This is a genomic window from Streptomyces sp. NPDC050263, assembly GCF_040655955.1.
Classification (GTDB): Bacteria; Actinomycetota; Actinomycetes; order Streptomycetales; family Streptomycetaceae; genus Streptomyces.
Genome location: NZ_JBFAKW010000069.1, coordinates 11981 through 36370 on the forward strand (window position 1 = coordinate 11981; position 24390 = coordinate 36370).

Below are 24390 nucleotides of genomic sequence, written 5' to 3' on the forward strand. Positions count from 1 at the left end.
CCCCTGAAAAGTTACAGGGACCCCTCCGACGCCAGGCCGCCTAGTCTGAGCTCGGTCAACTGCACAGAGCGCAAGACTTCCGACAAACAGGGGGAAAACATCATGTCCGGACGCACGGTGCGCAAGGCGGCCGCCACCCTCACGGCGGCGTTCACGCTCGCGAGCGCGGGGGTGTTGGCCAGCAGCACCTCCGCGAGCGCCGCGACCTGCTACGACGGCGCGAGCTACTTCTCCGGCGAGAACTACTACTACCCCAGCTCCGGCACGTACGCCACGACCTCCCGCTGCAACGACATCAACGTCAAGATCGCCAACCTCCTCATCACCCCCAACCGCAAGGTCAAGGTGTGCTTCTACCCGAGCTCGGCGCCCGCGTACTGCCAGGGCAGCTACACGACGGTCGACAGCGACTGGACGGTCGTCGCCACCGACGTGCTGGACGGCACCCGGTACAGGCTCCTGTTCGAGAACAACTCGTGGGTGCAGGCCTACCGGGCCGCCTGAGCAGGCCGTCGGACCGTTCCACAATCGACCGGAGGGGAAGCAGACATGAGGACGACGGCGAAGCGACTGACCGCGGCCGCGGGTGGAATCGTCATGGCGGCCGGCGCGCTCACCATCGGCGGGGCGTCGCCCGCGGCGGCCGCGACCTGCTACGGGGGCGCGATCAGCCGGACCTTCGACCTGAAGCAGGACGAGGCTGAACACCGGTTCGGGCCGTACACCACCACTTCTCGGTGCAACGACATCAACCTGAGGATCACCCAGTGGGGCAACGCCAACCCGTTGTACGTGCGGGTGTGTTTCCACCCGTCCTCCGGTGGCACGTCGTGCAACTCCTGGAAGAGCTTCACGAGAGCGAATGACCTGAACCAGTGGCGCGTGATCGCCACCGATGTCCTGGACAGCACCAGTTACAGCGTCTCCATGGACTTCGGCAGCAACGTGTTCAAGGGCGACCTCGCCCACTGACCGGGCCAGGGCCCGCCGGTTCGTGACCGGCGGGCCCCAGCTCGGTACGGGTCAGTGGAAGAAGTGCCGCGTCCCCGTGAAGTACATCGTCACGCCCGCCTTCTTCGCGGCCTCGACGACCAGTTCGTCACGGACCGAACCGCCCGGCTGCACGACGGCCTTCACGCCCGCCTCGAGCAGGACCTCCAGCCCGTCCGGGAACGGGAAGAACGCGTCGGAGGCGGCGTACGAGCCGCGCGCCCGCTCCTCGCCCGCCCGCTCGACGGCCAGCTTCGCCGAGTCGACCCGGTTGACCTGCCCCATGCCGACGCCGACCGAGGCGCCGTCCTTGGCGAGCAGGATGGCGTTGGACTTCACGGCCCGGCACGCCTTCCAGGCGAAGGACAGCTCGCTCAGCTCCGCGGCGCTCAGCGCCTCGCCGGCCGCGAGGGTCCAGTGGGCCGCGTCGTCGCCGTCTGCCTGGAGCCGGTCGGTGACCTGGAGCAGCGCGCCGCCGCCGACGGGCTTGAGCTCGACCTGGCCGGACGGGCCCTGCGGCGCCTTCAGCACCCGGATGTTCTTCTTCTTGGCGAGGGCTTCGAGGGCGCCCTCCTCGTAGTCGGGCGCGACGATGACCTCGGTGAAGATCTCGGCGACCTGCTCCGCCATCTCCTTGCTGACCGGCCGGTTGACGGCGATCACGCCGCCGAACGCCGACAGCGGGTCACACGCGTGTGCCTTGCGGTGCGCCTCGGCGACGTCCGCGCCGACGGCGATCCCGCACGGGTTGGCGTGCTTGATGATCGCGACGGCCGGCTCGGCGTGGTCGTACGCGGCACGGTGCGCGGCGTCCGTGTCCGTGTAGTTGTTGTACGACATCTCCTTGCCGTGCAGCTGCTCGGCCTCGGCGAGACCGGCGCCGCTGCCGTCGACGTAGAGCGCGGCGGGCTGGTGCGGGTTCTCGCCGTAGCGCAGGGTGCTCCTGCGCTCCCAGGTGGCGCCGAGGAAGTCGGGGAACTGCGACTCGTCCACGGGCGCGTAGGAGGAGGCGAACCAGGAGGCGACGGCCACGTCGTAGGCGGCGGTGTGCTGGAAGGCCTGGGCGGCGAGCCGCTTGCGGGCGGCGAGGTCGAACCCGCCGTCCTGCACGGCCACGAGGACGTCGGCGTACCGCGCCGGGCTGGTGACGACGGCCACCGACGGGTGGTTCTTGGCGGCGGCGCGCACCATGGACGGCCCACCGATGTCGATCTGCTCGACGCAACTGTCGGGCGAGGCGCCCGAGGCGACGGTCTCGCGGAACGGGTAGAGGTTGACGACGACCAGGTCGAACGGCTCGACGCCCAGCTCGGCGAGCTGCTCGCGGTGGCTCTCCAGCCGCAGGTCGGCGAGGATGCCGGCGTGCACCTTGGGGTGCAGGGTCTTGACCCGGCCGTCCAGGCACTCGGGGAAGCCGGTGAGCTCCTCGACCTTGGTGACGGGGACGCCGGCGGCGGCGATGCGGGAGGCGGTGGACCCGGTGGAGACGAGCTCCACGCCCGCCTCGTGCAGCCCGCGCGCGAGCTCTTCCAGACCGGTCTTGTCGTAGACGCTGACGAGCGCGCGACGGATGCCCCGCTTGCTGCTCTCGGCCGTGACAGTGCTGTCGGCGGTCACTGGATAACTACCTTTCGTCCCTCAATGCGATAGCCGTTGCGGGCGAGCCGCCCCACGACCTCGACGAGCAGCCTTCGCTCGACTTCCTTGATGCGCTCGTGCAGAGCGCTCTCGTCGTCCTCGTCCCGGATCTCGACCACGCCCTGGGCGATGATCGGCCCGGTGTCGACGCCGTCGTCGACGAAGTGGACGGTGCAGCCGGTGACCCGCGCGCCGTACGCGAGCGCGTCACGCACGCCGTGGGTCCCGGGAAAACTCGGCAGCAGCGCGGGATGCGTGTTGACGATCCGCCCCCCGAACCGCGCCAGGAACCGCTTCCCCACGATCTTCATGAACCCGGCGGACACGACGAGGTCGGGCTCGTGCTCGGCCACCGCCTCGGCAAGAGCGGCGTCCCACTCCTCCCGGCTCCCGTAGTCCTTGACGCGGCGCACGAAGGTGGGAATCCCGGCCCGCTCGGCACGGGCCAGTCCCTCGATGCCGTCACGATCGGCCCCGACGGCCACGATCTCGGCTCCGTAGGCCTCGACGCCGGCGGCTCCGACGGCGTCCAGCAGTGCCTGAAGGTTCGTACCGGATCCGGAGACCAGCACGACGAGGCGCTTGGCCACGGGCTTGGCGGCCACGGCGGGGGCCCTTTCTCGGGGAAACGTGTGTGCAATGCCGGTCCGCCCCGCGTCACTCACAGCTGACCCGTCGACCGTTGACACGTTGCCACTCGCACGTTCGCCACTTGTACGTTCATACGAATGCATCGCGCCCCCGGATACGGGGAAGCCTACGAAGCAGCCGACCGTCAGCAACGATACCGGCACACGAGGCAGCCCCCACGGGACGGGGGCGTGGCCGGAAGGTAGCGTCTGCGGCGAGCCGGATCGGGAACGCGGTGGCAGTGCGGTGCGTTTCCGAAGTGACAGCTCACTCCAGACAGTCGTACCTCCTAAGGGAAGACGCTCATTTGATGCCGGACCGCAGTCTGCGACTCCTCACGCTCCCCCCGCAGTCACCGCAGGGAGGGGAGCGCGGCGCCGTGCTGCTGCGGGAGCGCCCAACCTCTCCGCCGGACGCCCCGTCGGGCGACAGCACGGGGGACGGCACGCCCCCCACGCCTCCCGAGGACGACAACCCCTTCGCCCCGCCGCCGGAGGGCGCCCCGGACCGCCCGTGGCAGCCCCGGCGCCCGGCGGGCGGCTCCCCCGAGGGCGGGCGTTCCCCGTGGGGCAGCCACTGGAGCAACCAGCAGCCCGGCCGCTCCCCCGACGGCTTCGGCGAGCGCCCCGGCGGCGGCAGCCCCGAGGGCGGCGGCCCCGGCAACACCGACCCCGGCAAGCGCTGGGACCCCACGGACCCCGCCCAGCGCCGCGCGCGCTACGCCCTGCTCTGCGGCATGTGGGCGTTCTTCTTCGCCCTCTTCGGCTGGCCGTACGTGGCTCTGCTGCTGGGCGCGCTGGCCCTGAACTGGGGTATCGGCGCCCTGCGCGCCAAGCCCCGCACGCCGGACCCGGACAACGCGCCCACCCCCGAGACCGGCGGCCGCCCCCAGCGGACCGCCGCCGTCAGCGGCCTGGTCACCGCGTCCCTGGCCCTGGCCCTGGTCGCCGCGAGCTTCACCGCGCAGCTGGTCTACAGCGACTACTACACCTGCACGAACGACGCCCTGACGAACGAGGCGAAGCAGTCGTGCGACGACCTGCTGCCGAAGGAGCTGAAGGGCATCCTGGGCGCGAACGCCTGATCTTCCAGCCCGTCCGGGGTTCCGCCTGAGGGGGGTTCGAGGACGGGGCCCTTCAGCCCGGCCCGTCCTCCCCCGCCTCCCGCAGCGCGGCCCACCGAGCCTCCCGGCCCGCATCCCCGTGCCGCACCGGGTCCACGGGGAGCGCGGGGAGCACGGGGTCCGCAGGCTCGGCAGGCGCTTCAGGCAATGCGGGTACCGCGGGCGCGGGCGCGGACAGGGGCCCGGGTACGGGAGCAGGTGCGGGCCCGGGTGCGGGTGCGGGCCCGGGTGCGGGTGCGGGCCCGGGTGCGGGTGCGGGCCCGGGTGCGGGTGCGGGCTCTGCGGCGAAGGGCTCAAGGGGAGCGAAGTCATACAGCTCCGACTCCGGCTCCGACTCCACCGCCATCGCCGGCACCCCCTGCTCCTCCTTCGCCCCGCGCCTCCACCAGCCCCTCCACCCCTTCCGAGCCCCACGCCCTCCACGCCTTCCACGCCCCCGCCACCCCCGCACCCCCGCAGCCACCGGCACCCCCACCCCCACGATCCACAACAGCACCGCACCCCCCACCTGCCACCACACCGGCCCGAACCGGGCCAACGCGGCAACCCCCAGCGGCCCGCCGGCCAACCCCGCGAGCCCTGCCATCAGCGCCCCGCACACCACCCCCGCCACCGCGACGGCCTCCGCAGTCCTCCTCCCCGACCAGCCCCCCGCCGCTCCCTCCGCCCGGGCCACGAACAGCCCGACCGTCACCCCGGCGACCAGCGGCACCGCCCCCGCCGCCCAGTTCAACGCGGTCCCGCCCCCCGCTTCCGGCACCGCCGCCAGCAGCGGAAACGGCGGCAGCAGCGGCGCCAGGTCGGCGGACAGCGGCGCCACGACATGCCCGGCCCCGAGGACGAACCCCGGCCCGAGCGCGTACGCCGCACCCCACACCGCCGCGTTGGGCACCAGCGCCACGCACAGCAACAGCACCGCGAACCGTCCCGACCACCCCTCCGTCAGCCGGAGGAACGCCTCCCGTGCCGCGTCCGCGTGCCACACCGAGGAGGCCGCCACCAGCAACGCCCCGCCCCCGACGAGCACCGCCGCCCCGGCCCCCGACGCCCGCCCGGCGACCCCGAGCCGCGCACGGCCGTCCTCCTCGAGAAGCAGCCGCCGCATCCCGCGCGGCAGCACCAGCAGCGCGCTGTCCACAGGCCCGCGCGGACCGCCGTAGGCCGACCAGACCCCCGCCCCGGCCGCCAGCACGGCAACCGCGGGCACCGACACCGCCGTCCACGCCCATGAGGGCCGCAGCGCACCACCGGCGGCCGCGTAGCAGGCGACGCCCGAGCCGACGGCGAGGTAGCCGAGCACGACGCCCGCCCACGCCGTGCGGGCGCTCACGAGCAGCCCGCACGCGCCGCCCCCGTCCACCGCGTCCCGTGCGGCGCGGCGCACCAGCCACACCGGCAGCGCGAGCAGCAGCAGCGGTGGGACGCCGACGGGGGCCGGGGCCCCGTACAGCGTGTCGACGCGCACCAGTTCCGCGCCGTGGGCCAGCAGCCAGAGCGCGGCGGCGACGTGCAGCGCACCGCCGGGGCCGCTGTCCGGATACGGGGAGCTGATCCACAGCACCATCACGAGCACGGCGAACGCGCCGAGCCCCAGCCCGGCCGCGAGCACCCCGCCCAGGAGGCCGGCGGCGAGTCCGGGCGAGCGGTCGCGCATCCGGGTGAGCAGGGGCGACAGCGACAGTCGGCGAGCGGTCATCTGGATCACGAAGTCATGGTCCCAACGACACGCGCTTTCCCGTCGTAACAGGCGAACTTCCGCTGTGTCGCTCAATATACGCTTATGCACTTTTTCGCGCGAAGGGACATCCTGTGACGCAGCCGCGCCCGGTCCCCCCGCTTCCGTCGCCCAAGGAACGCCGACGCCTGCGCGAGGCAGCCTCGTTGACGCAGGCTCAGGTCGCCGCGCGGGTGGGCGTCGCCCGGGAGACGGTGCGCGCGTGGGAGTCCGGCCGCACGGCACCGCGCGGCCCCGAGCGGGAGGCGTACGCGAAACTGCTGGCATCGCTGAACAAGGCGGACAAGGTGACGAACAACCAGGCCCTCACCTCCACCCTCGAACTGCAACCCGTCACACCCCTCGCACCCGCCACACCCCCCGTACCTGTCCCACCTGTCCCACCCGTCGCATCCCTCGCGCCCCTCGCACCCCGGGCCGACGCCCCCGCGCCCCCTCCCTCCGGCGCTCCCCTGACACCCGCTCAGGCCTTCGACGCGCTCTACGCCTTCTGCGCCCCCGCCCTCGTCCGGCAGGCCTATCTGCTCTCCGGCCGCCGCGAACTGGCGCGCGAGTCGGTCGAATGGGCCTTCCAGCTGGCCTGGCAGCGCTGGCCCGAGGTGGCCGTCGACCGCGACCCGGCGGGCTGGGTGCGGGCGACCGCATACGAGTTCGCCCTCTCCCCCTGGCACCGGTTCCGCCCCCGCTACCGCCACCCGGAACCGCCCCCGGCCGACGCCTCCGACCGCGCGCTGCTCGACGTGCTGCTGACCCTGCCCGCGCCGCAGCGCCGCACCCTCCTCCTCTACGACGGTGTCGGCCTCGACCTGCCGGAGACCGCGGCCGAGACGGAGGCGAGCACGCCGGCGGCGGCGAACCGGCTGCTGCACGCGCGCGAGGTGGTCGCCTCGCGGCTGCCCGACCTGGCGGACCCCGTCGAGCTCCACCGGCGGCTGGCGGAGGTGGCGTCCGCCGAGCGGCTGCGGGCGGCCAAGTCGACCGTCGTGCGGCTGGGCAGCGAACGGCGGGCCCGCTTCTGGACCAGGGCGGCGATCGCGTTCACGATCGCGATCATCGGCGCGACGGCGCTGACCGCGCGCACGGCCCCCACCCGGTACGAGCCCCCGGTGCCGCCCGGCGAGACCGTGCAGGGAGTCCCGCCCCGAGCGGCCCCGGGCACCCTTTCGAACGCGGAACTGAACCTCCGCGCGAAGCTGCGGGCCGAGACCCAGCCCGGCCCCGAACGGCTCCTCCCAGAAGGCCGCTGAAACTGAACCTGAAGCTGCCGCTGAAGCTGACGCTGGCCCGCGAAAACACCGTTGGGCCCGCCCCGCTCGCTGCGGGGTCGGGCCCAACGGTGTTCAGCCGGGCGACCGGCTGGGAAATCCGGGAAGGTCAGCCGGCCGCGAGGATCTCGCGCGCCAGCTTCGCCGTCTCGGTCGGCGTCTTGCCGACCTTGACGCCGGCGGCCTCGAGGGCCTCCTTCTTCGCGGCGGCCGTGCCGGAGGAGCCGGAGACGATGGCGCCGGCGTGGCCCATGGTCTTGCCCTCGGGCGCGGTGAAGCCCGCGACGTAGCCGACGACCGGCTTCTTCACGTTGTCCTTGATGAAGGCCGCGGCCCGCTCCTCGGCGTCGCCGCCGATCTCACCGATCATCACGATGAGGTCGGTGTCGGGGTCGGCCTCGAACGCGGCGAGCGCGTCGATGTGCGTGGTGCCGATGATCGGGTCGCCACCGATGCCGACGGCCGACGAGAAGCCGATGTCACGCAGCTCGTACATCATCTGGTACGTGAGCGTGCCGGACTTCGAGACCAGGCCGATGCGGCCCGGCTTGGTGATGTCGCCCGGGATGATGCCGGCGTTCGACTGGCCCGGGGTGATGAGACCGGGGCAGTTCGGGCCGATGATCCGGGTCTTGTCGCCCTGCGACACGGCGTACGCGTAGAACGCGGCCGAGTCGTGGACGGCGATGCCCTCGGTGATGACGACCGCGAGCGGGATCTCGGCGTCGATCGCCTCGACCACGGCGGCCTTGGCGAAGGCCGGCGGCACGAAGAGGACGGACACGTTCGCGCCCGTCTTCTCGATCGCCTCGGCGACCGTGCCGAAGACCGGGATCTCGGTGCCGTCGACGTCGACGGACGTGCCCGCCTTGCGCGGGTTCACGCCACCGACGATGTTGGTGCCGTCGGCGAGCATGAGCTTGGTGTGCTTCATGCCCGTGGAGCCGGTCATGCCCTGGACGATGACCTTGGAGTCCTTGTTGAGGAAGATAGCCATGGCTGTCTGAGTCCCTCTTCCTTACTTCGCAGCCGCGAGCTCGGCGGCCTTGTCGGCCGCGCCGTCCATGGTGTCCACGCGCTGGACCAGCGGGTGGTTGGCGTCGGAGAGGATCTTGCGACCCAGCTCGGCGTTGTTGCCGTCCAGTCGGACGACCAGCGGCTTGGTGACTTCCTCGCCCTTGGACTTGAGAAGCTCCAGGGCCTGGACGATGCCGTTGGCGACCTCGTCACAGGCGGTGATGCCGCCGAAGACGTTGACGAACACGGACTTGACGTCCGGGTCGCCGAGGATGATCTCCAGGCCGTTCGCCATCACCTGGGCGGACGCGCCGCCGCCGATGTCGAGGAAGTTGGCCGGCTTCACGCCGCCGTGGTTCTCACCGGCGTACGCGACGACGTCCAGGGTGCTCATGACGAGACCCGCGCCGTTGCCGATGATGCCGACCTCGCCGTCGAGCTTGACGTAGTTGAGGTTCTTCTCCTTGGCGGCGGCCTCGAGGGGGTTCGCCGACGCGTGGTCGACGAGCGCCTCGTGGTCCGGCTGGCGGAACTCGGCGTTCTCGTCCAGCGAGACCTTGCCGTCGAGGGCGATGACCTCGCCGGAGGCGACCTTGGCCAGCGGGTTGACCTCGACGAGGAGCGCGTCCTCTTCGATGAAGGTCTTCCACAGGGTGACCAGGACGTTCTCAACCTTGTCGGCGACCTCGGCCGGGAAGTTCGCGGCCTGGACGATCTGGCGCGCGACCTCGGGGGTCACGCCCACGTTCGCGTCGATCGGCGTCTTGGCGACGGCCTCCGGACGGGTGGCCGCCACCTCCTCGATCTCCATGCCGCCCTCGACGGACGCGATGGAGAGGAAGGTGCGGTTGGCACGGTCGAGGAGGAAGGAGACGTAGTACTCCTCCAGGATCTCCGGGGCCGTCTCGGCGATCATCACCTTGTGGACCGTGTGGCCCTTGATGTCCATGCCGAGGATGTCCGTCGCGCGGGCGACGGCCTCGTCCGGGGTGGCGGCGAGCTTCACGCCACCGGCCTTGCCACGGCCGCCGACCTTCACCTGGGCCTTGACGACGGACTTGCCACCAAGACGCTCGGTGGCTGCGCGGGCCGCCTCAGGCGTGTCGATGACTTCACCGGCCAGCACCGGTACATCGTGCTTGGCGAAGAGGTCCCTCGCCTGGTACTCGAACAGGTCCACGCGCTTCCGTCCCTATCAGTGATCTCGCGGTTCGTTGGATGCGTGGGCGTGCCGCGAAGGGCAACGTGACGTCCGCTGTCACAAGGGTGGCGCACACGGTGTCCGAGCGCGCGGCATGTCCGTCTCGCAGGTTATCGCTGCTTTAAGGGGGCCCCTAAATCGAGGGTCACACCTGAGCGGTGATACCTGTCACATGATGCCGCGATCACTGGCACCCCGTGCCGATCGAGAGGGTCCTCACGGGGTCGGGATCACCCCCGTGAGCCCCCGTTTCTCGATCGCCGCCGCCATGACCTCCGGGAACAGTTCGGGGGTGCAGGCGAACGCCGGGACCCCCAGCTCGGCGAGCGCGGCCGCGTGCTCCCGGTCGTAGGCGGGCGCGCCTTCGTCCGACAGGGCGAGCAGCGCGACGAACTGCACGCCCGACGCCTTCATCGCCGCGACCCGCTTGAGCATCTCGTGGCGGATGCCTCCCTCGTAGAGGTCGCTGATCAGCACCACGACCGTGTCCGCCGGCCGGGTGATCTGCGCCTGGCAGTAGGCGAGCGCCCGGTTGATGTCCGTGCCGCCGCCGAGCTGGGTGCCGAACAAGACGTCCACCGGGTCCTCGAGCAGTTCGGTGAGGTCGGCGACCGCCGTGTCGAAGACGACGAGCCGGGTGCCGATCGACCGCATCGACGCCAGCACCGCCCCGAACACCGACGCGTAGACGACCGAGGCCGCCATCGAGCCCGACTGGTCGATGCAGAGGATCACCTCCTTCTTCATCGACTGCGAGGCCCGCCCGTACCCGACGAGCCGCTCCGGCACGACCGTCCCGTACTCGGGCTGGTAGTGCTTGAGGTTGGCGGCGATCGTGCGGTTCCAGTCGATGTCACGGTGGCGCGGCCGGCTGACGCGCGCGCCGCGGTCCAGCGCCCCGGTCAGCGCGGCCCGGGTGCGGGTGGCGAGCCTCTTCTCCAGGCCCTCGACGACCTTGCGCACGACGGCCCGCGCCGTCTCCTTCGTCGTCTCCGGCATCGCCTTGTTGAGGGAGAGCAGCGTGCCGACGAGGTGCACGTCGGCCTCCACCGCCTCGAGCATCTCGGGCTCGAGCAGCAGCGCGGACAGCCCGAGCCGGTCGATGGCGTCGCGCTGCATGACCTGCACCACGGAGGAGGGGAAGTACGTCCGGATGTCCCCGAGCCAGCGGGCCACGGACGGCGCCGACGCCCCGAGCCCCGCCGAACGCTCTCGACCGGTCCGCGCGCCGTCCCGTGACCCGTAGAGCGCGCTGAGCGCCCGGTCCATCGCGGCGTCCCGCCCGGAGAGCCCGTGGCCGGTCCCGTCCGCCGCGTCGCCGTCGCCGCCACCCCCGAGCACGAGCCGCCAGCGCCGCAGTCGCTCCCGCCCCATCTCGGTCGCGGTCTCAGTCACGGTCGCGGTCTCGATCTCGGTTCCCGTCATCCGCCGACCACCGTCTCCCTGTCCCTGTCCCTGTCCCTGTCCCTGTCCAGTCCGAGCAGCAGCCGCACCACCGGCAGGACGGCGTCCGCGCGCCCCGCGTCGAGCCCGGGTGCGAAGCCCGGCGTCCCGGTCTCCACCGCGCTCGTCCTCTCCCCCCGCCGGATCAGCTCGCCGAGCGTTCTGCGCGCTCCCGGCTCGTAGGCCGAGAACGTTCGCCGCAGCAGCGGCAGGACGTCGGTGAACGCCTCCGCCGGGACCGCCGTGAGCCATCCGTCGACCAGAGCGAGCAGCCGTTCGTCGTGCACGAGGAGCAGTCCGCCCCCGGAGCCTCCGCCGACGAAGCCCTCGATCCAGGCGGCCGCGTCGCCCGGCGGCGTGCCCGGCGACAGGGCGAGCCCCATCAGCCGTGCCGCCTCGTCCGGGGCCAGCTCCCCTTCGTCCAGGAGGAGGCGCACGGCCCGCCCCCGGACGACGCCCGGCACGCTGTCCCGCCCGGACAGCACCCGCAGCACGGCACGCCAGCGGATGCGCGGACCCTCCCCGAGCATCGCCACCGCCCCGTGCACCGCGTCCACATGGCGCCGCATCTCGTCCGCCGCGTCCGCGTCCAGCGAGGCGCAGGCCGCCGGGAGGCCGACGAAGATCCGTTCGGCGAGGCCCGCGGCCACCTCCGCCAGCGCGCCGGTGTCGGTGCCGCGCACGTCTCCGTAGCGCAGGGAGCGGACCAGGGCCGGCAGGGCCTGGGCAAGGTGGCCGACATCCGTGTCGAGGGCCGCCCGGTCGGCGAGGACCCGCATCACCGTCGGCAGCGCGTCCGGCAGCCCGGCCAGGAGGCAGCGCTCGGCGAGCGCGGTCACCTCGGCCAGGGCGCGGGCGGCGACGGCGTCCGTCTCCGCCTTCGCGGTGGCCGCGGCGGGCACAGTGGTCCCCCAGACCCCGGCCTCGGCGACCCGCACGGACAGCTCAGGCTCCCACCGCAGCCGCCATCTCTCCCGGAACGTCCCCGTGCCGCCGGGCGATGCGGCCGGCTCGCCCCAGGCGACGTGCAGCAGCCGCAGCCGGTGCAGCAGTCTGCTGCGTTCGGCGTCGGTCTCCTTGCGCAGGTCGAGCGCCAGCTCCCGGTCCTCCGCCTCCGGTTTGAGGCGCAGCCGACGCTGCGACCGGTCGAGGTCGCGCTGCAACGGCACCGCGGGCGCGCCGGCCGGCACCTCGCCCAGCACGTCCCCGACCACGAGCCGGTCCCGCACCAGCGCCAGCGGAACGTCCGAGCCCTCGCACAGCACCGCGCGCACGGCGTCGGTGGTCTCGCCCAGGCCGGGCAGCGGCCGGCCGCGCACAGCGGCGAGCGTCTCGGCGAGCCGTACCGCCTCGATGACATGTGCCGGAGAGACCATCCGGTCCTCGGCGCGCAGCAGGACGGCCACCTTCGTCAGCCAGCGCTCGAGCGGCCGGTCCGGGGCGCCGAAGAGATGCGCGTACCAGCCCGGCGAGTCGATGCCGGCGCCGTACCCCCCGGCCCGTGCCAGCCTGCGATGGGTCCACGGCACCCAGGTCAGGTCGGCCTTGACCTTGGGCAGCCCCTTGAGCAGCGCCCGGTCCGCGGCGGCGGCGGCCTTCCGGCGCAGCGCGGGCACATGCCACGCCCCGCACACCACGGCGACCCCGGCCGCCCCGAACTCCCGTTGCGCAAGCCTCACTTGGAGGCGCATGTAGGCCTCCCGCACGAGGTCCCGCTCCGCACCGTCGTACGTCTCGCGCAGCGCCCCCATGGCCTCTTCGAGCGCGGCGAACGGCGCGAACGGATCCCCCGAGGTCCGGTGCTCGACGACGTCCTCCCACCATCGCTCGACGTCGTCGTACCCTGCGGCCTCGGCGAGCGCCGCGAGGGGATCCCCCCGCAGCTCGTCGGCATCGCTTCTCTCCCGCTCCCCCCAGGCCAGCGTGTGGGTGGCGGGGAGGTCGATGAAGCGGGCGGGGACGCCGTGTTCCAGGGCCCAGCGCAGGGCTACCCACTCGGGTGAGAACTCGGCCATGGGCCAGAAGGCCGACCGGCCCGGTTCGTCGACGGCGTGGGCGAGCAGGGCGACCGGCGGTCGCATCGCGTCGTCGGCGGCGAGCGGGATCAGCGCGTCGGCCTCGGGCGGCCCCTCGATCAGCACGGTCCGCGGGCGGGCGGCCGCCAGGGCCGCCCGCACCGCCCGGGCCGAACCCGGCCCGTGGTGACGCACTCCGAGGAGCAGCGGCCGGCCCGCGTGCGCGTCCCGGCCGCCGCCTCCGTCGGCGCTCGTCATCCCGTCCCTCCGCGCCTGCGGGGCCACTTCGTGTCGTCGTTCACAGCCACCCTCCGCGCTCCGTGGGCATACGCCCAGGTCATCTGGTTCTGGTTGATCCCGTTGCTTTCCTCGCTGACGTTCACTCGCTCACCTCCCTGCAGGCGCGATAAAAGTCCGTCCAGCCGGCGCGTTCGCGCACGACCGCCTCCAAGTACTCCTGCCACACGACCCGGTCGGCGGCCGGGTCGCGGACGACTGCGCCGAGGACGCCCGCGGCGACGTCCCCCGGCCGCAGCACTCCGTCGCCGAAGTGCGCGGACAGGGCAAGCCCGCCCGTGACGACGGAGATGGCTTCGGCCGTCGACAAGGTGCCGCTCGGTGATTTCACTTTGGTCCGGCCGTCGGAGGTGACGCCGTCGCGCAGTTCGCGGAAGACGGTCACCACGCGGCGGATCTCGTCGATACCGTCGGGTGCGGTCGGCAGATCGAGGGAGCGCCCGATCTGGCCCACGCGCCGTGCGACGATGTCGACCTCGGCCTCGACACTGTCCGGCAGCGGCAGCACCACCGTGTTGAAACGGCGGCGCAGGGCGCTGGACAGCTCGTTGACCCCGCGGTCGCGGTCATTGGCCGTGGCAATCAGGTTGAAGCCACGGACCGCCTGTACTTCCTGCCCCAACTCCGGTACCGGGAGCGTCTTCTCCGACAGGATCGTGATGAGTGTGTCCTGTACGTCGGCCGGAACGCGAGTCAATTCCTCGACCCGGACGGTCATTCCGTCCGCCATGGCCCGCATGACGGGACTGGGCACCAGCGCGTCCCGGCTCGGCCCGTGCGCGAGCAGCTGCGCGTAGTTCCAGCCGTAGCGGATCGCCTCCTCCGGTGTGCCCGCGGTGCCCTGCACCAGCAGCGTCGAGTCGCCGCTGACGGCCGCGGCCAGGTGTTCGGAGACCCAGGTCTTGGCGGTGCCGGGCACGCCGAGCAGCAGCAGGGCGCGGTCGGTGGCGAGGGTGGAGACGGCGACCTCGACGATCCGGCGCGGGCCCACGTACTTCGGCGAGATCACCGTGCCGTCCGGCAGGGCGCCGCCGAGGAGGTAGGTGGCGACGGCCCACGGCGACAGTTTCCAGCGGGCCGGGCGCGGGCGGTCGTCCTGGGCGGCCAGCGCGGCGAGTTCACCCGCGAAAGCGGCCTCGGCGTGCGGACGCAATGCCTCCGGCGGCTCGTTCCCAGTCGATTCGGCGGACGTCGGATCTACGGACACGGACATGGCTGAGGCCCCCTCCGGCTCGGCCGGTTCTGATCTGGTGTCCACCGTGCACCACGCCACTGACAACGCGATCTGACCTGCGAAAACGTCCTGACGACCCGGCTCGTCGGATGCTCGCCGGATGCTCGTCGGACCGATTGTCAGTGGCGGGGTCTACCTTCGACGACATGACTCAGCAGGGGGTGCGCTGGACCGCGGATCAGGTGCTGGCACTGGCGCCTGACTCCGCGTCACGCAAAGCGGGGAGCAAACTCGGCGCGGCCGGGCCGTGGTCCGGGACGGGCAGTTCGCGGGAGGGGGCGGTGTGGGGTCTGTGCAAGGGCAGCGGCGGCACGCCGTACCGCACGGTCGTCGATGTCACCGACACGCCGTCCACGGCCGCCACGGCCACTGCGGCCGGCCCGGCGTACCAATGCAGTTGTCCGAGCCGCAAGTTCCCGTGCAAGCACGCGCTGGGGCTGTTGCTGCTCTGGTCGGACGGCGAGGGATCGGTGCCGGCGGGGCGGGCGCCGGACTGGGCCGAGCAGTGGATCGCGGGGCGCAGAGGTGGGCGGGAGAGCGATACGCAGGAGGAACGGGCGGCGGACCCGGCGGGTTCCGCGTCCGGGCCCGCCGATCCGGAGGGGGTGCGCCGCCGGGCGGAGCGCCGCGCCGAGCGGATCACCGCGGGGGCGACGGAACTCGAGGAGCGGCTCGCCGACCTCCTGCGCTCCGGTCTGGCCGCGGCCGAACAGGCGGGGTACGGGTTGTGGGAGGAGACGGCGGCCCGCATGGTCGACGCGCAGGCCCCCGGACTCGCCTCGCGGGTACGGGAGTTGGGGGGACTCCCGGCGTCCGGTCCGGGCTGGCCGGTGCGGCTGCTGGAGGAGTGCGCGCTGCTGCACCTCCTCGACCAGGGCTGGCTGCACCGCGACCGGCTGCCGGAGGCCCTGGCGGCGACGGTCCGTACGCGCGTGGGCCTGCCCTCGTCCCCGGCGGGCCCGCCGGTCCGGGATCAGTGGCTGGTTCTCGCCCAGTACGACACGCCGGACCCGAAACTGACGACCCGCCGCATCTGGCTCTACGGCACCGCTTCGGGCCGCACCGCGCTCCTCCTCTCCTACGGCGCCGCGGGCCGCGCTCCTGAGCTCTCGCTGCCCGTCGGCCTCGCCCTGGACGCCGAGCTGTCCGCGCATCCCGGCACCGGACAGCAACGCGCGTCTCTCGGGGAGCAGTTCGCGCCCCCCACCCTCACCGGAACCCGGCCCCCGGGCACGACGACGACGGAGGCGACCGCGCGCTACGGCGAGACCCTGCGCCACGACCCCTGGCAGGACTCCGTCCCCGTGACCCTGAACGGCGTCATACCGACCCCGGACGGCGACTCGTGGCAACTGGCGGACGCCGACGGCGACACGGCCCTGCCGCTCACCCCCGCGGCTGTCTCCCACCCCGGTCTGTGGCGCCTGGTCGCCCTGTCGGGCGGCGGCCCCGTCAGGGTCTTCGGCGAGTGCGGCCACCGCGGCTTCACCCCCCTGACGGCCTGGCCGACGGACCCGGGAGAGGCGGTACGCCTGCGCTGAACGCGCCCTGGCGGGAAACGTCGGCCCGAGCACATGCACCAGCGCCACCAGCACCAGCACCAGCACCTGAAGGGAGCCTCATGACCGCCGCCTCGCCCCTCCCCACGCCACCCGTCTGGGAGGACCTGGTCACCACGGCCCTCCTAGGCACCGACCGCCGTAGGCCCCCGGGCACGGCCCCCGGGCGGAACGCGCCTACGGCACTGCTGGACGCCGCGGCCGCCGAGACCGTCCGCCGACGCGCCGGCCTGCGCCCGGGCCGGGCGGCTCCTCGCCCGGAGCCGGCTGCCGAGGACCCCCGCCCGGCGCTGCCCGCAGCCGCGGCCCGCAGACTCGCCCTGCTCCTGGCCGACCGCCCCGGCACCGGCTCGGGCGGCCGCCGAGGCACGGCACCGGATCTCATGGAACTGCTGCCCCAGTGGCTGGCGGCGGTGAACGCCCGCGGGTTCGCCGCGCCCCCCGAGGCTCTCCCCGCGCTGCTCGACGCGGCACGCGCGCGTACGGACCTGCGCCCGGCGGCACTGCGCTTCGCGGGTTCGCGCGCGCTGTGGCTGGCCCGGCTGAACCCGGACTGGCGGTTCGCCCTGCGCGGCGCGCCGGGCGGCGGCACCGCCCTGCCGGGCCCGGCGGAGGCCCGGCGCATCGAGACGCTCTGGCAGGAGGGCCTGTTCGCCGAGCGGGTCGCCCTGCTGGCGTCGATCCGCTCCCGCGACCCCGACGCGGCCCGTGCACTGCTCATGGCCACCTGGCCGACGGAGCGAGCCGAGGACCGGCTGATGTTCCTCGACTCGCTGCGCACCGGCCTCGGGACACGGGACGAGCCGTTCCTGGAGCAGGCGCTGACCGACCGCAGCCGCAATGTGCGGGCGACGGCCGCGGAGTTGCTGTCGGCCCTGCCGGGCTCGGCGCTCGCCGCGCGGATGGCCGTCCGGGCGGGGACGTGCGTGGCCGTCGACCACACCGGGGACACGCCGACCCTCGTCGTGGAGGCGCCGCACGAGTGCGACGCGGGCATGGAACGGGACGGCGTGTCGCCCAAGGCGCCGTCCGGCCGCGGCGAACGGTCCTGGTGGTTCGGCCAGCTGATCGAGGCGGCCCCGCTGGCCTCCTGGCCGGCGCGACTGGGCGGCCGTACGCCGGAGCAGATCGTGGCGTTGCCGGTGGCCGACGACTGGCTGGGCGAACTGCACGGGGCGTGGTGCCGGGCGGCCGTGCGGCAGCGGGACCCCGGCTGGTCGCGGGCGTTGCTGGGCGTGCCGTCGGCGCCCGACGCGGGCGGGCCGGGCGCGGTCTCGCTCGCCGAGCGGGCGAAGCTGCTGGGCACGCTGCCGGTGCCCGACCGGGCCGAATGGGTCGCCGGTTTCATCGCGGCGCACGGTCTGTCGGAGGCGTTCCAACTGCTCGGCGTCTGCGCCGTGCCGTGGGCGGAACCGCTGGGCCGGTCCGTGGTCGACGCGCTCAACATCGCACGGGACGCGGGCAGTTACCCCTGGAGCTTCAGCGGCGTGATGGGCCTGGCCGAACGCTGCCTGGACCCCTCGGAGGCAACCCGCCTCGACGCCCTCCTGGCGGTACCGGACGAACCGGAGGACGCGTCACCGGGAGCGGGCGGCTACTGGGCGGAGGCGTTCCAACGGCTGGGGAGGACCCTGCGGCTGAGAGCGGTGATGGCGGAGGAACTGGGGCCGTGAGGCGGGCGCGACGAGGACGTGAGGTGGGCGCGAAAGGGTGCTTTCAGCGCGGAACGGGAAGGGGCGCTCAGGCCCCCGCAGGCTGCTGGACATTGGCTCGAACCCACTCCACGACCGACGCGGTGGTCGCCCCGGGCGTGAAGATCTCGGCGACCCCCTTCCCCTTCAAGGGCGCGATGTCGGCCTCGGGAATGATCCCGCCGCCGAAGACCAGGATGTCGTCGGCCTCCCGCTCCTTCAGCAACTCGATCACCGCGGCGAAGAGCGTGTTGTGGGCCCCGGACAGGATGGACAGTCCGATCGCGTCGGCGTCCTCCTGGATCGCGGTGTCCACGATCTGCTCGGGCGTCTGGTGGAGACCGGTGTAGATGACCTCCATGCCGGCGTCGCGCAGCGCCCTCGCGATCACCTTGGCGCCGCGATCGTGGCCGTCGAGCCCCGGCTTGGCCACCACCACGCGGATCGGACCGGCTGCCACACCCATCACTGCCTCCATGAAGCGACCGAGTGAACGAACGTTATCGCCAGCATCCCGCAACCGGCAGTTTCACCGTGCCGGCCGAGGGGGAAATCACACGCAGGGACACGTTCATCGCGCGCTGTTCACCCACGCCTACGGGGGAGCAGCCGCATCGGGAGCCGCGGCGAGGTCGCCGTACCGCCGCGCAGCAGGCCGCGCTGCGTGGCGGTACGGCGCATCGGCAGGCACGATGGTCACGTAGGGCAGGTAAGGCACGACAGCGGGGAGCCTCGTCGCCACACCGGACAGGGATCCTCGTCGCGTCATCGGTGCAACGGGTGCCACACAAGCCGTACACACCCCGCACCACAGGCCACACCCGCTCCACACCCTGTCGTGCCCGCTCGACCTCCTCGACAGCGACTTCCACGAGGGCACACGGGGGACAGAGAAGTCCTCAGCGTGCCGACAGGAGGTCGGCCAATGAAGGTCACCCGGGCTTTGCAGCCCTTTCTCCCGTTGTACCGGCGTCTGCTGGCGGACATGCCGGGCCTTCCGAGCCTGTCGGGCCTCCCGAACATCACGTGCATCACGAGCCTTCCGAACGTTCCCAGCCTGCCGGGCAGACTGGCCGGCCTCTCCCTGACCCTTCTCAAGGCGACCGCCCTGGACCTCGCGATCCTCGCGGGACATCTCCTCCTCTACCCCTCCGGCATCGCCCAGGAGCGCCGTGGCGCGGCCCGCCCCGCACTCCCCGGACCGACCGGCGAAGAGCCCGCACAGCTGCCCACGCAGGCCCCGCCCCCGGTCGTGCTGCTGCACGGCTTCATCGACAACCGTTCCGTGTTCGTCCTGCTGCGCCGCAGCCTCGCCCAGCACGGCAGGCATCGGGTGGAGTCGCTCAACTACTCCCCCCTGACCTGCGACATCCGGACCGCGGCCGAGCTGCTCGGCCGGCACATAGAGGAGATATGCGAGCGCACCGGCAGCCCGCAGGTCGATGTGGTCGGGCACAGCCTGGGCGGTCTCATCGCCCGTTACTACGTGCAGCGGCTGGGCGGTGACATCCGCGTCCGGACGCTGGTCACGCTGGGCACCCCGCACTCCGGCACCCGGGTGGCGCCGCTGGCGAACGCGCACCCGATCGTGCGCCAGATGCGCCCCGGCTCGCAGGTCATCGAGGAGCTCTCGCGGCCCGCGCCGGGCTGCCGTACGCACTTCGTCAGCTTCTGGAGCGACCTCGATCATCTGATGGACCCGCTGGAGACCGCCTGCGTCGACCATCCCGACCTGCTGGCGCAGAACGTCCGGGTGACCGGGATCGGCCACCTCGCCCTGCCCGTGCATCCGGCCGTCGCGACCGGCATCCGACAGGCCCTCGACTCCGTGCACACGGGAGCGGCCACAGCGGGCGCGACAGCGGCCACCGGCACCCGCACCGGCCCCCGGTCCGACGGCCTCACCGTGGCCTGACGTCGTCCCGAGACCCGCCCGGCGCCCCTCCCGCACCCCTCCCACCTCGAACGTCATTCGAACATACGGCCAAACCCGCGCCCGCCGTCCCCCGAAACACCGCCGAATGCCCCTTTCCTGCGGGCAGGAAACCTGCAGAAGATTGTCGTGCCCGCGTACTGCCGGGTACAGTCGCCGCACTGCTCTGGCAGCCCCTGTCGTCGGCGAAAGAGAAGTTGGTGAACGACCGTCACCCGTCGGGGATCATGACCACCCCGGCCCCGGCTTCCGACCCCGCTGCGTCGCACTACGCGTCGTACGGCACCCAGGAAGCCCAGTACGACGGCTTCACCACGTACCCCGGCCACGAGACCGGCTCCTACGACGCCGGCACGCACGCCACCGGACACTTCACTGCGGCCGACCCCCTCTTCGGCGACCTCCCCGGCGACGGCACGAGCTCCGTGACCGGCACGTACGACACCGGCGCGCAGTGGGGCGCCGACGGTCACCACCAGGGCCATCACAGCCACCAGTCCCCGGACACGGGCAGTCACCAGACCCTGAACTACGACACGTACGCGGCCCAGCACCACGCGGTCTACGACTCGGGTGCGTACGACGTGACGACCTGGTCCACCGGCCAGCACCAGCACCTGTCCGCGATCCCGCAGCAGGCGGCGGCACCCGATGCCAGCGGGCAGTGGGACGCGAGCGCGTGGCTGCAGCCCGACCAGGCCGGCAGCCCCGCCGACCAGACCCAGCACTGGGAATGGGGCACGCAGGCCTTCGACACCGGCGCGTACGACGCCACGCAGTGGAACTCCGACGGCGGCGAGTCCGACCGGGCCGCCGACGAGTACGAGCAGCCGGCCGAGGTCCCGTTCGACCAGCAGGCCACCTCCACCTTCGAACAGCTCGGGCACGACGAACTCGCCCCGGCCGAGGGCGAGTCGTCCGACGGCGCTCCGCTCCCGCTCCTCGACGAGCAGGAGGAGCCCGCCCCCGCACCGGTCGGCCGGGCGGCCACCCGCAACGCGAACCGTTCCCGGCGCCGGATGCCCGCGAAGCGCTCCGCGCTGCTGACCGTGGCCGTGCCCTCGGCCTGTGTGATGGGGGTCGCCGGCATCGCCGCCGCCTCCGTCGGCACGCTGACCGGCGGCGACGGCGGCAAGGACACCACGGCGTCCGCCTCGGACGCGCAGCCGGTGAAACCGTCCGCCGCCAACAACAAGCTGGACGCCCAGCTCGAGACCCTCAGCGCCGGGGCCGACGACTTCGCCGACCGGGCCAGCCGGACGCAGGAACGTATCGACCTCAAGACGCAGCAGGAAGCGGAGAAGAAGAAGGCGGCGGCCGAGGCGGCCCGCAAGGAGCGGCTGCGCCCCAAGTACGCCCTTCCGGTCGCGCAGCACGGCCTCAGTGCCTACTTCGGCCAGGCCGGCATCAACTGGATGTCCCAGCACACCGGCATCGACTTCCCCGTCTCCTACGGCACGACGGTGATGGCGGCGACCGACGGCACCGCACGGACACAGTGGAACAGCGCCTACGGCAACATGATGATCGTGACGGCGAAGGACGGCACGGAGACCTGGTACTGCCACCTCTCCAGCTACCGCGTCGCCTCCGGTACGACGGTCAAGGCCGGCGACCCGATCGCGTACTCCGGCAACTCCGGCAACTCCACCGGCCCGCACCTGCACTTCGAGGTCCGGCCGGCCGGCGGCTCCGCGATCGACCCGCTGCCGTGGCTGCGCAGCCACGGCCTCAACCCGACGTAGGCCAGGCCAGTCGCTCTTCGCGCTCAGAGCCCCCGCCGTCGCAGCGGGGGCTCAGTCATGTGCGGCGACAGCTTGCCGCTACAGCTTCTCCACCGGCGCGTACCGCAGCAGCAGCCGCTTCGGCTTGGTGTCGCCGAAGTCGACCGTGGCCTCCGCGTTCGCGCCCGTGCCCTTCACTCCGACGACCGTGCCGAGCCCGAACTGGTCGTGCGTCACGCGGTCGCCGACGGTCAGCGCGACCACCGGCTTGTCCACAGCGCCCCGGCGCGTCGCGAAACCGGACGCGCCCGCGGCCGACGAGCGCGAGCGGGACGAGGACAGCGACGCCGCGACGCCGGACACCGGGCCGGAGGACACGGGCGCGGTGGCTCCCGTCCGCTTCCAGTCCACATGCGTCGGCGGGATCTCCTCGAGGAACCGGGACGGCGGGTTGTACGACGGCTGCCCCCAGGCGCTGCGCAGCGCGGACCGGGTGAGGTAGAGCCGCTCCCGCGCGCGCGTGATGCCGACGTAGGCCAGCCGGCGCTCCTCCTCGAGCTCCTTGGCCTGGCCGAGGGCGCGCATGTGCGGGAAGACGCCGTCCTCCATGCCGGTGAGGAAGACGACCGGGAACTCGAGGCCCTTGGCGGTGTGCAGGGTCATCAGGGTGATGACGCCGGAGCCGTCCTCCTCCTCGTCGGGGATCTGGTCGGAGTCGGCGACGAGCGCGACCCGCTCCAGGAAGGCGGCGAGCCCGGCAGGCGCCGCAGTGGCCCCCTCGCCCTCGGCTTCCCCGGACTCCTGCTCGAACTCCAGGGCCACGGCGGCGAGTTCCTGAAGGTTCTCGATGCGGGTCTCGTCCTGCGGGTCGGTGGAGGCCTGCAACTCCGCGAGGTAGCCGGTGCGTTCGAGCACCGCCTCCAGGACGGTCGCCGGACCGGCGCCCGACTCGACGATCGTGCGGAGGTCGTCCATCAGCGCGTTGAACCGCTTCACGGCGTTCGTCGACCGCGAGGCCATGCCGTACGCCTCGTCGACGCGCTGCAGCGCCTGCGGGAAGCTGATCTTCTCCCGCTGGGAGAGGGCGTCGATCATCGCTTCCGCGCGGTCGCCGATGCCGCGCTTGGGCACGTTGAGGATCCGGCGCAGCGGCACCGAGTCCTCCGGGTTGGCGAGCACGCGCAGGTAGGCCAGGACGTCCCGGACCTCCTTGCGCTCGTAGAAGCGGACGCCGCCGACGACCTTGTAGGGCAGACCCACCCGGATGAAGATCTCTTCGAAGACCCGGGACTGGGCGTTGGTGCGGTAGAAGACCGCGACGTCCCCCGCCTTCGCGTCGCCCGCGTCCGTCAGCCGGTCTATCTCGTCGGCTACGAACTGCGCCTCGTCGTGCTCGGTGTCGGCGACGTAGCCGGTGATGCGCGCGCCCGCGCCCGCGTTGGTCCACAGGTTCTTGGGGCGGCGGGACTCGTTGCGCTCGATGACCGCGTTGGCCGCGGACAGGATCGTCTGCGTGGAGCGGTAGTTCTGCTCCAGCAGGATCGTCGTCGCGTTCGGGTAGTCCTCCTCGAACTGGAGGATGTTGCGGATCGTCGCGCCCCGGAAGGCGTAGATCGACTGGTCCGCGTCACCGACGACGCAGAGCTCGGCGGGCGGCAGGTCGTGCTCGGCGGGCGGCACGTCGACGGGGTGCTCGGAGGTGCCGACCAGTTCGCGTACGAGGGAGTACTGGGCGTGGTTGGTGTCCTGGTACTCGTCGACCAGGACGTGCCGGAAGCGGCGGCGGTAGTGCTCCGCGACGTCCGGGAAGGCGCGCAGCAGGTTGACCGTGGTCATGATCAGGTCGTCGAAGTCGAGCGCGTTGGCCTCGCGGAGCCGGGACTGGTACATCGCGTAGGCCTGGGCGAGGGTCTTCTCGAACCCGTCGGCAGCCTCGGCGGCGAAGTCCTCCTCGTCGATCAGCTCGTTCTTCAGGTTGCTGATCTTGGCGCTGAAGGACTTGGGCGGATAGCGCTTGGGGTCAAGGTCCAGATCCCGGCAGACCAGGGCCATCAGGCGCTTGGAGTCGGCGGCGTCGTAGATCGAGAACGACGACGTGAAGCCGAGGCGCTTGCTCTCCCGGCGCAGGATCCGCACGCACGCGCTGTGGAACGTCATCACCCACATCGCGTTCGCGCGCGGGCCGACGAGGTGCTCGACGCGCTCCTTCATCTCGCCCGCGGCCTTGTTGGTGAAGGTGATCGCGAGGATCTGGCCCGGGTGCACGTTCCGCTCGGCGAGCAGGTGGGCGATGCGGTGGGTGAGCACGCGCGTCTTGCCGGAGCCGGCGCCGGCCACGATGAGCAGCGGGGTGCCGGCGTGGGCGACGGCGGCGCGCTGGTTGTCGTTCAGCCCCTCCAGGAGTGCGGCCGCGTCCAGGACCGGGCGGGGGGCGCCGCCTCGGTAGTGGGCGTCGCGGTCCGGGGGCACGTCGAACTTCCCGCCGAACAGATCGTCCGGGACCGGCTCCGGTCCGTGATCGTCCTCGGGCGGCGGCGGGGGCTCCTCCTCGTGGGCACGGGGGCCCTGGAGGTCCGCCAGGAAGCTGTCGTCAAAGAGGCTGCTCATCGCTCTCCGAGTCTAGGGGTCACCACTGACAACCCGCCGCCGCCCCGGAAACATCGCCGCTCTCACCCTCCGGCGCAACGCTGTCACCACACGTGACCTCACATGCGGGCATCACCGAAGGTCACGAAAATGTATCGGGCATATCACCCATCAACCTTCACAGGAGCAGCACGAGTTGGCTACCGTTTCGGCAGGCCACACGGATCCCCGCCGGCGAAACCTCGCCGGGCCGCACGGCCTCCGCCGAGTCCGGTGCGCCCCCGAACCATTACGCCCGAGCCCGACAGC

18 protein-coding genes are annotated in these 24390 nt (G+C 72.5%); 8 read left to right on the forward strand and 10 right to left on the reverse strand.

All coding sequences use genetic code 11. From position 1 onward, the window contains the following. The first annotated feature begins 102 nt into the window (after window positions 1-102). Together AB0J04_RS27385 and AB0J04_RS27390 are read left to right on the forward strand one after the other, a co-directional pair. Window positions 103-504: a hypothetical protein gene (locus tag AB0J04_RS27385; RefSeq protein ID WP_363171212.1), complete on the forward strand. Its 402-nt coding sequence runs from the start codon at window positions 103-105 to the stop codon at window positions 502-504. A gap of 45 nt (window positions 505-549) precedes the next feature. Continuing rightward, window positions 550-972 (forward strand): hypothetical protein, encoded by a 423-nt coding sequence (locus AB0J04_RS27390; protein WP_363171213.1) that lies wholly within the window; start codon window positions 550-552, stop codon window positions 970-972. A gap of 51 nt (window positions 973-1023) precedes the next feature. Here the strand turns inward: AB0J04_RS27390 and purH are convergent, their stop codons facing one another. Next, window positions 1024-2607, reverse strand: coding sequence for a bifunctional phosphoribosylaminoimidazolecarboxamide formyltransferase/IMP cyclohydrolase (gene purH / locus AB0J04_RS27395; protein ID WP_363171214.1), 1584 nt, complete (start codon window positions 2605-2607; stop codon window positions 1024-1026). Beyond that, window positions 2604-3233, reverse strand: coding sequence for a phosphoribosylglycinamide formyltransferase (gene purN, locus AB0J04_RS27400; RefSeq protein ID WP_363171215.1), 630 nt, complete (start codon window positions 3231-3233; stop codon window positions 2604-2606). The genes purH and purN overlap by 4 nt, the downstream gene beginning before the upstream one ends. 335 nt (window positions 3234-3568) lie before the next feature. Between purN and AB0J04_RS27405 the strand changes: the two genes are divergently transcribed. After that, window positions 3569-4342 (forward strand): hypothetical protein, encoded by a 774-nt coding sequence (locus AB0J04_RS27405; RefSeq protein WP_363171216.1) that lies wholly within the window; start codon window positions 3569-3571, stop codon window positions 4340-4342. 52 nt (window positions 4343-4394) lie between these two features. Here the strand turns inward: AB0J04_RS27405 and AB0J04_RS27410 are convergent, their stop codons facing one another. Beyond that, window positions 4395-6077, reverse strand: coding sequence for a DUF6350 family protein (locus AB0J04_RS27410; RefSeq protein ID WP_363171242.1), 1683 nt, complete (start codon window positions 6075-6077; stop codon window positions 4395-4397). A 113-nt stretch (window positions 6078-6190) separates the two neighbouring features. Between AB0J04_RS27410 and AB0J04_RS27415 the strand changes: the two genes are divergently transcribed. Beyond that, the gene (locus AB0J04_RS27415; protein WP_363171217.1) at window positions 6191-7363 is read left to right on the forward strand and encodes a helix-turn-helix domain-containing protein; all 1173 of its coding nucleotides are present in this window, start codon (window positions 6191-6193) and stop codon (window positions 7361-7363) included. Between the two features lie 127 nt (window positions 7364-7490). Here AB0J04_RS27415 and sucD read toward each other — a convergent pair whose 3' ends face one another. The 5 genes from sucD to AB0J04_RS27440 form a co-directional block, all read right to left on the reverse strand. After that, on the reverse strand, window positions 7491-8378 hold the full coding sequence (sucD, locus tag AB0J04_RS27420) for a succinate--CoA ligase subunit alpha (protein ID WP_363171218.1): 888 nt from the start codon (window positions 8376-8378) through the stop codon (window positions 7491-7493). 21 nt (window positions 8379-8399) lie between these two features. Further along, window positions 8400-9578 (reverse strand): ADP-forming succinate--CoA ligase subunit beta, encoded by a 1179-nt coding sequence (gene sucC / locus AB0J04_RS27425; protein ID WP_363171219.1) that lies wholly within the window; start codon window positions 9576-9578, stop codon window positions 8400-8402. A 237-nt stretch (window positions 9579-9815) separates the two neighbouring features. Further along, window positions 9816-11024, reverse strand: a complete 1209-nt coding sequence (locus tag AB0J04_RS27430) for a VWA domain-containing protein (protein WP_363171220.1) — start codon at window positions 11022-11024, stop codon at window positions 9816-9818. Next, the gene (locus AB0J04_RS27435; RefSeq protein WP_363171221.1) at window positions 11021-13315 is read right to left on the reverse strand and encodes a DUF5682 family protein; all 2295 of its coding nucleotides are present in this window, start codon (window positions 13313-13315) and stop codon (window positions 11021-11023) included. The genes AB0J04_RS27430 and AB0J04_RS27435 overlap by 4 nt, the downstream gene beginning before the upstream one ends. A gap of 121 nt (window positions 13316-13436) precedes the next feature. After that, entirely contained in the window at window positions 13437-14567 is a 1131-nt protein-coding gene (locus tag AB0J04_RS27440) for an AAA family ATPase (protein ID WP_363171222.1), read from the reverse strand. A gap of 167 nt (window positions 14568-14734) precedes the next feature. Between AB0J04_RS27440 and AB0J04_RS27445 the strand changes: the two genes are divergently transcribed. Beyond that, on the forward strand, window positions 14735-16129 hold the full coding sequence (locus AB0J04_RS27445) for an SWIM zinc finger family protein (RefSeq protein WP_363171223.1): 1395 nt from the start codon (window positions 14735-14737) through the stop codon (window positions 16127-16129). Between the two features lie 80 nt (window positions 16130-16209). Further along, on the forward strand, window positions 16210-17820 hold the full coding sequence (locus AB0J04_RS27450; RefSeq protein ID WP_363171224.1) for a DUF5691 domain-containing protein: 1611 nt from the start codon (window positions 16210-16212) through the stop codon (window positions 17818-17820). A 67-nt stretch (window positions 17821-17887) separates the two neighbouring features. Here AB0J04_RS27450 and AB0J04_RS27455 read toward each other — a convergent pair whose 3' ends face one another. Continuing rightward, on the reverse strand, window positions 17888-18304 hold the full coding sequence (locus AB0J04_RS27455; protein WP_363171225.1) for a cobalamin B12-binding domain-containing protein: 417 nt from the start codon (window positions 18302-18304) through the stop codon (window positions 17888-17890). A gap of 459 nt (window positions 18305-18763) precedes the next feature. Here AB0J04_RS27455 and AB0J04_RS27460 point away from each other — a divergent pair, with 459 nt between their 5' ends. Together AB0J04_RS27460 and AB0J04_RS27465 are read left to right on the forward strand one after the other, a co-directional pair. Beyond that, window positions 18764-19753 (forward strand): alpha/beta fold hydrolase, encoded by a 990-nt coding sequence (locus AB0J04_RS27460; RefSeq protein ID WP_363171226.1) that lies wholly within the window; start codon window positions 18764-18766, stop codon window positions 19751-19753. Window positions 19754-19971: 218 nt separating this feature from the next. Next, window positions 19972-21516: a M23 family metallopeptidase gene (locus tag AB0J04_RS27465; RefSeq protein ID WP_363171227.1), complete on the forward strand. Its 1545-nt coding sequence runs from the start codon at window positions 19972-19974 to the stop codon at window positions 21514-21516. Window positions 21517-21594: 78 nt separating this feature from the next. On the opposite strand, the gene pcrA is transcribed toward AB0J04_RS27465, so the two are convergent. Next, entirely contained in the window at window positions 21595-24102 is a 2508-nt protein-coding gene (pcrA, locus tag AB0J04_RS27470; RefSeq protein WP_363171228.1) for a DNA helicase PcrA, read from the reverse strand. Window positions 24103-24390 lie beyond the last annotated feature (288 nt).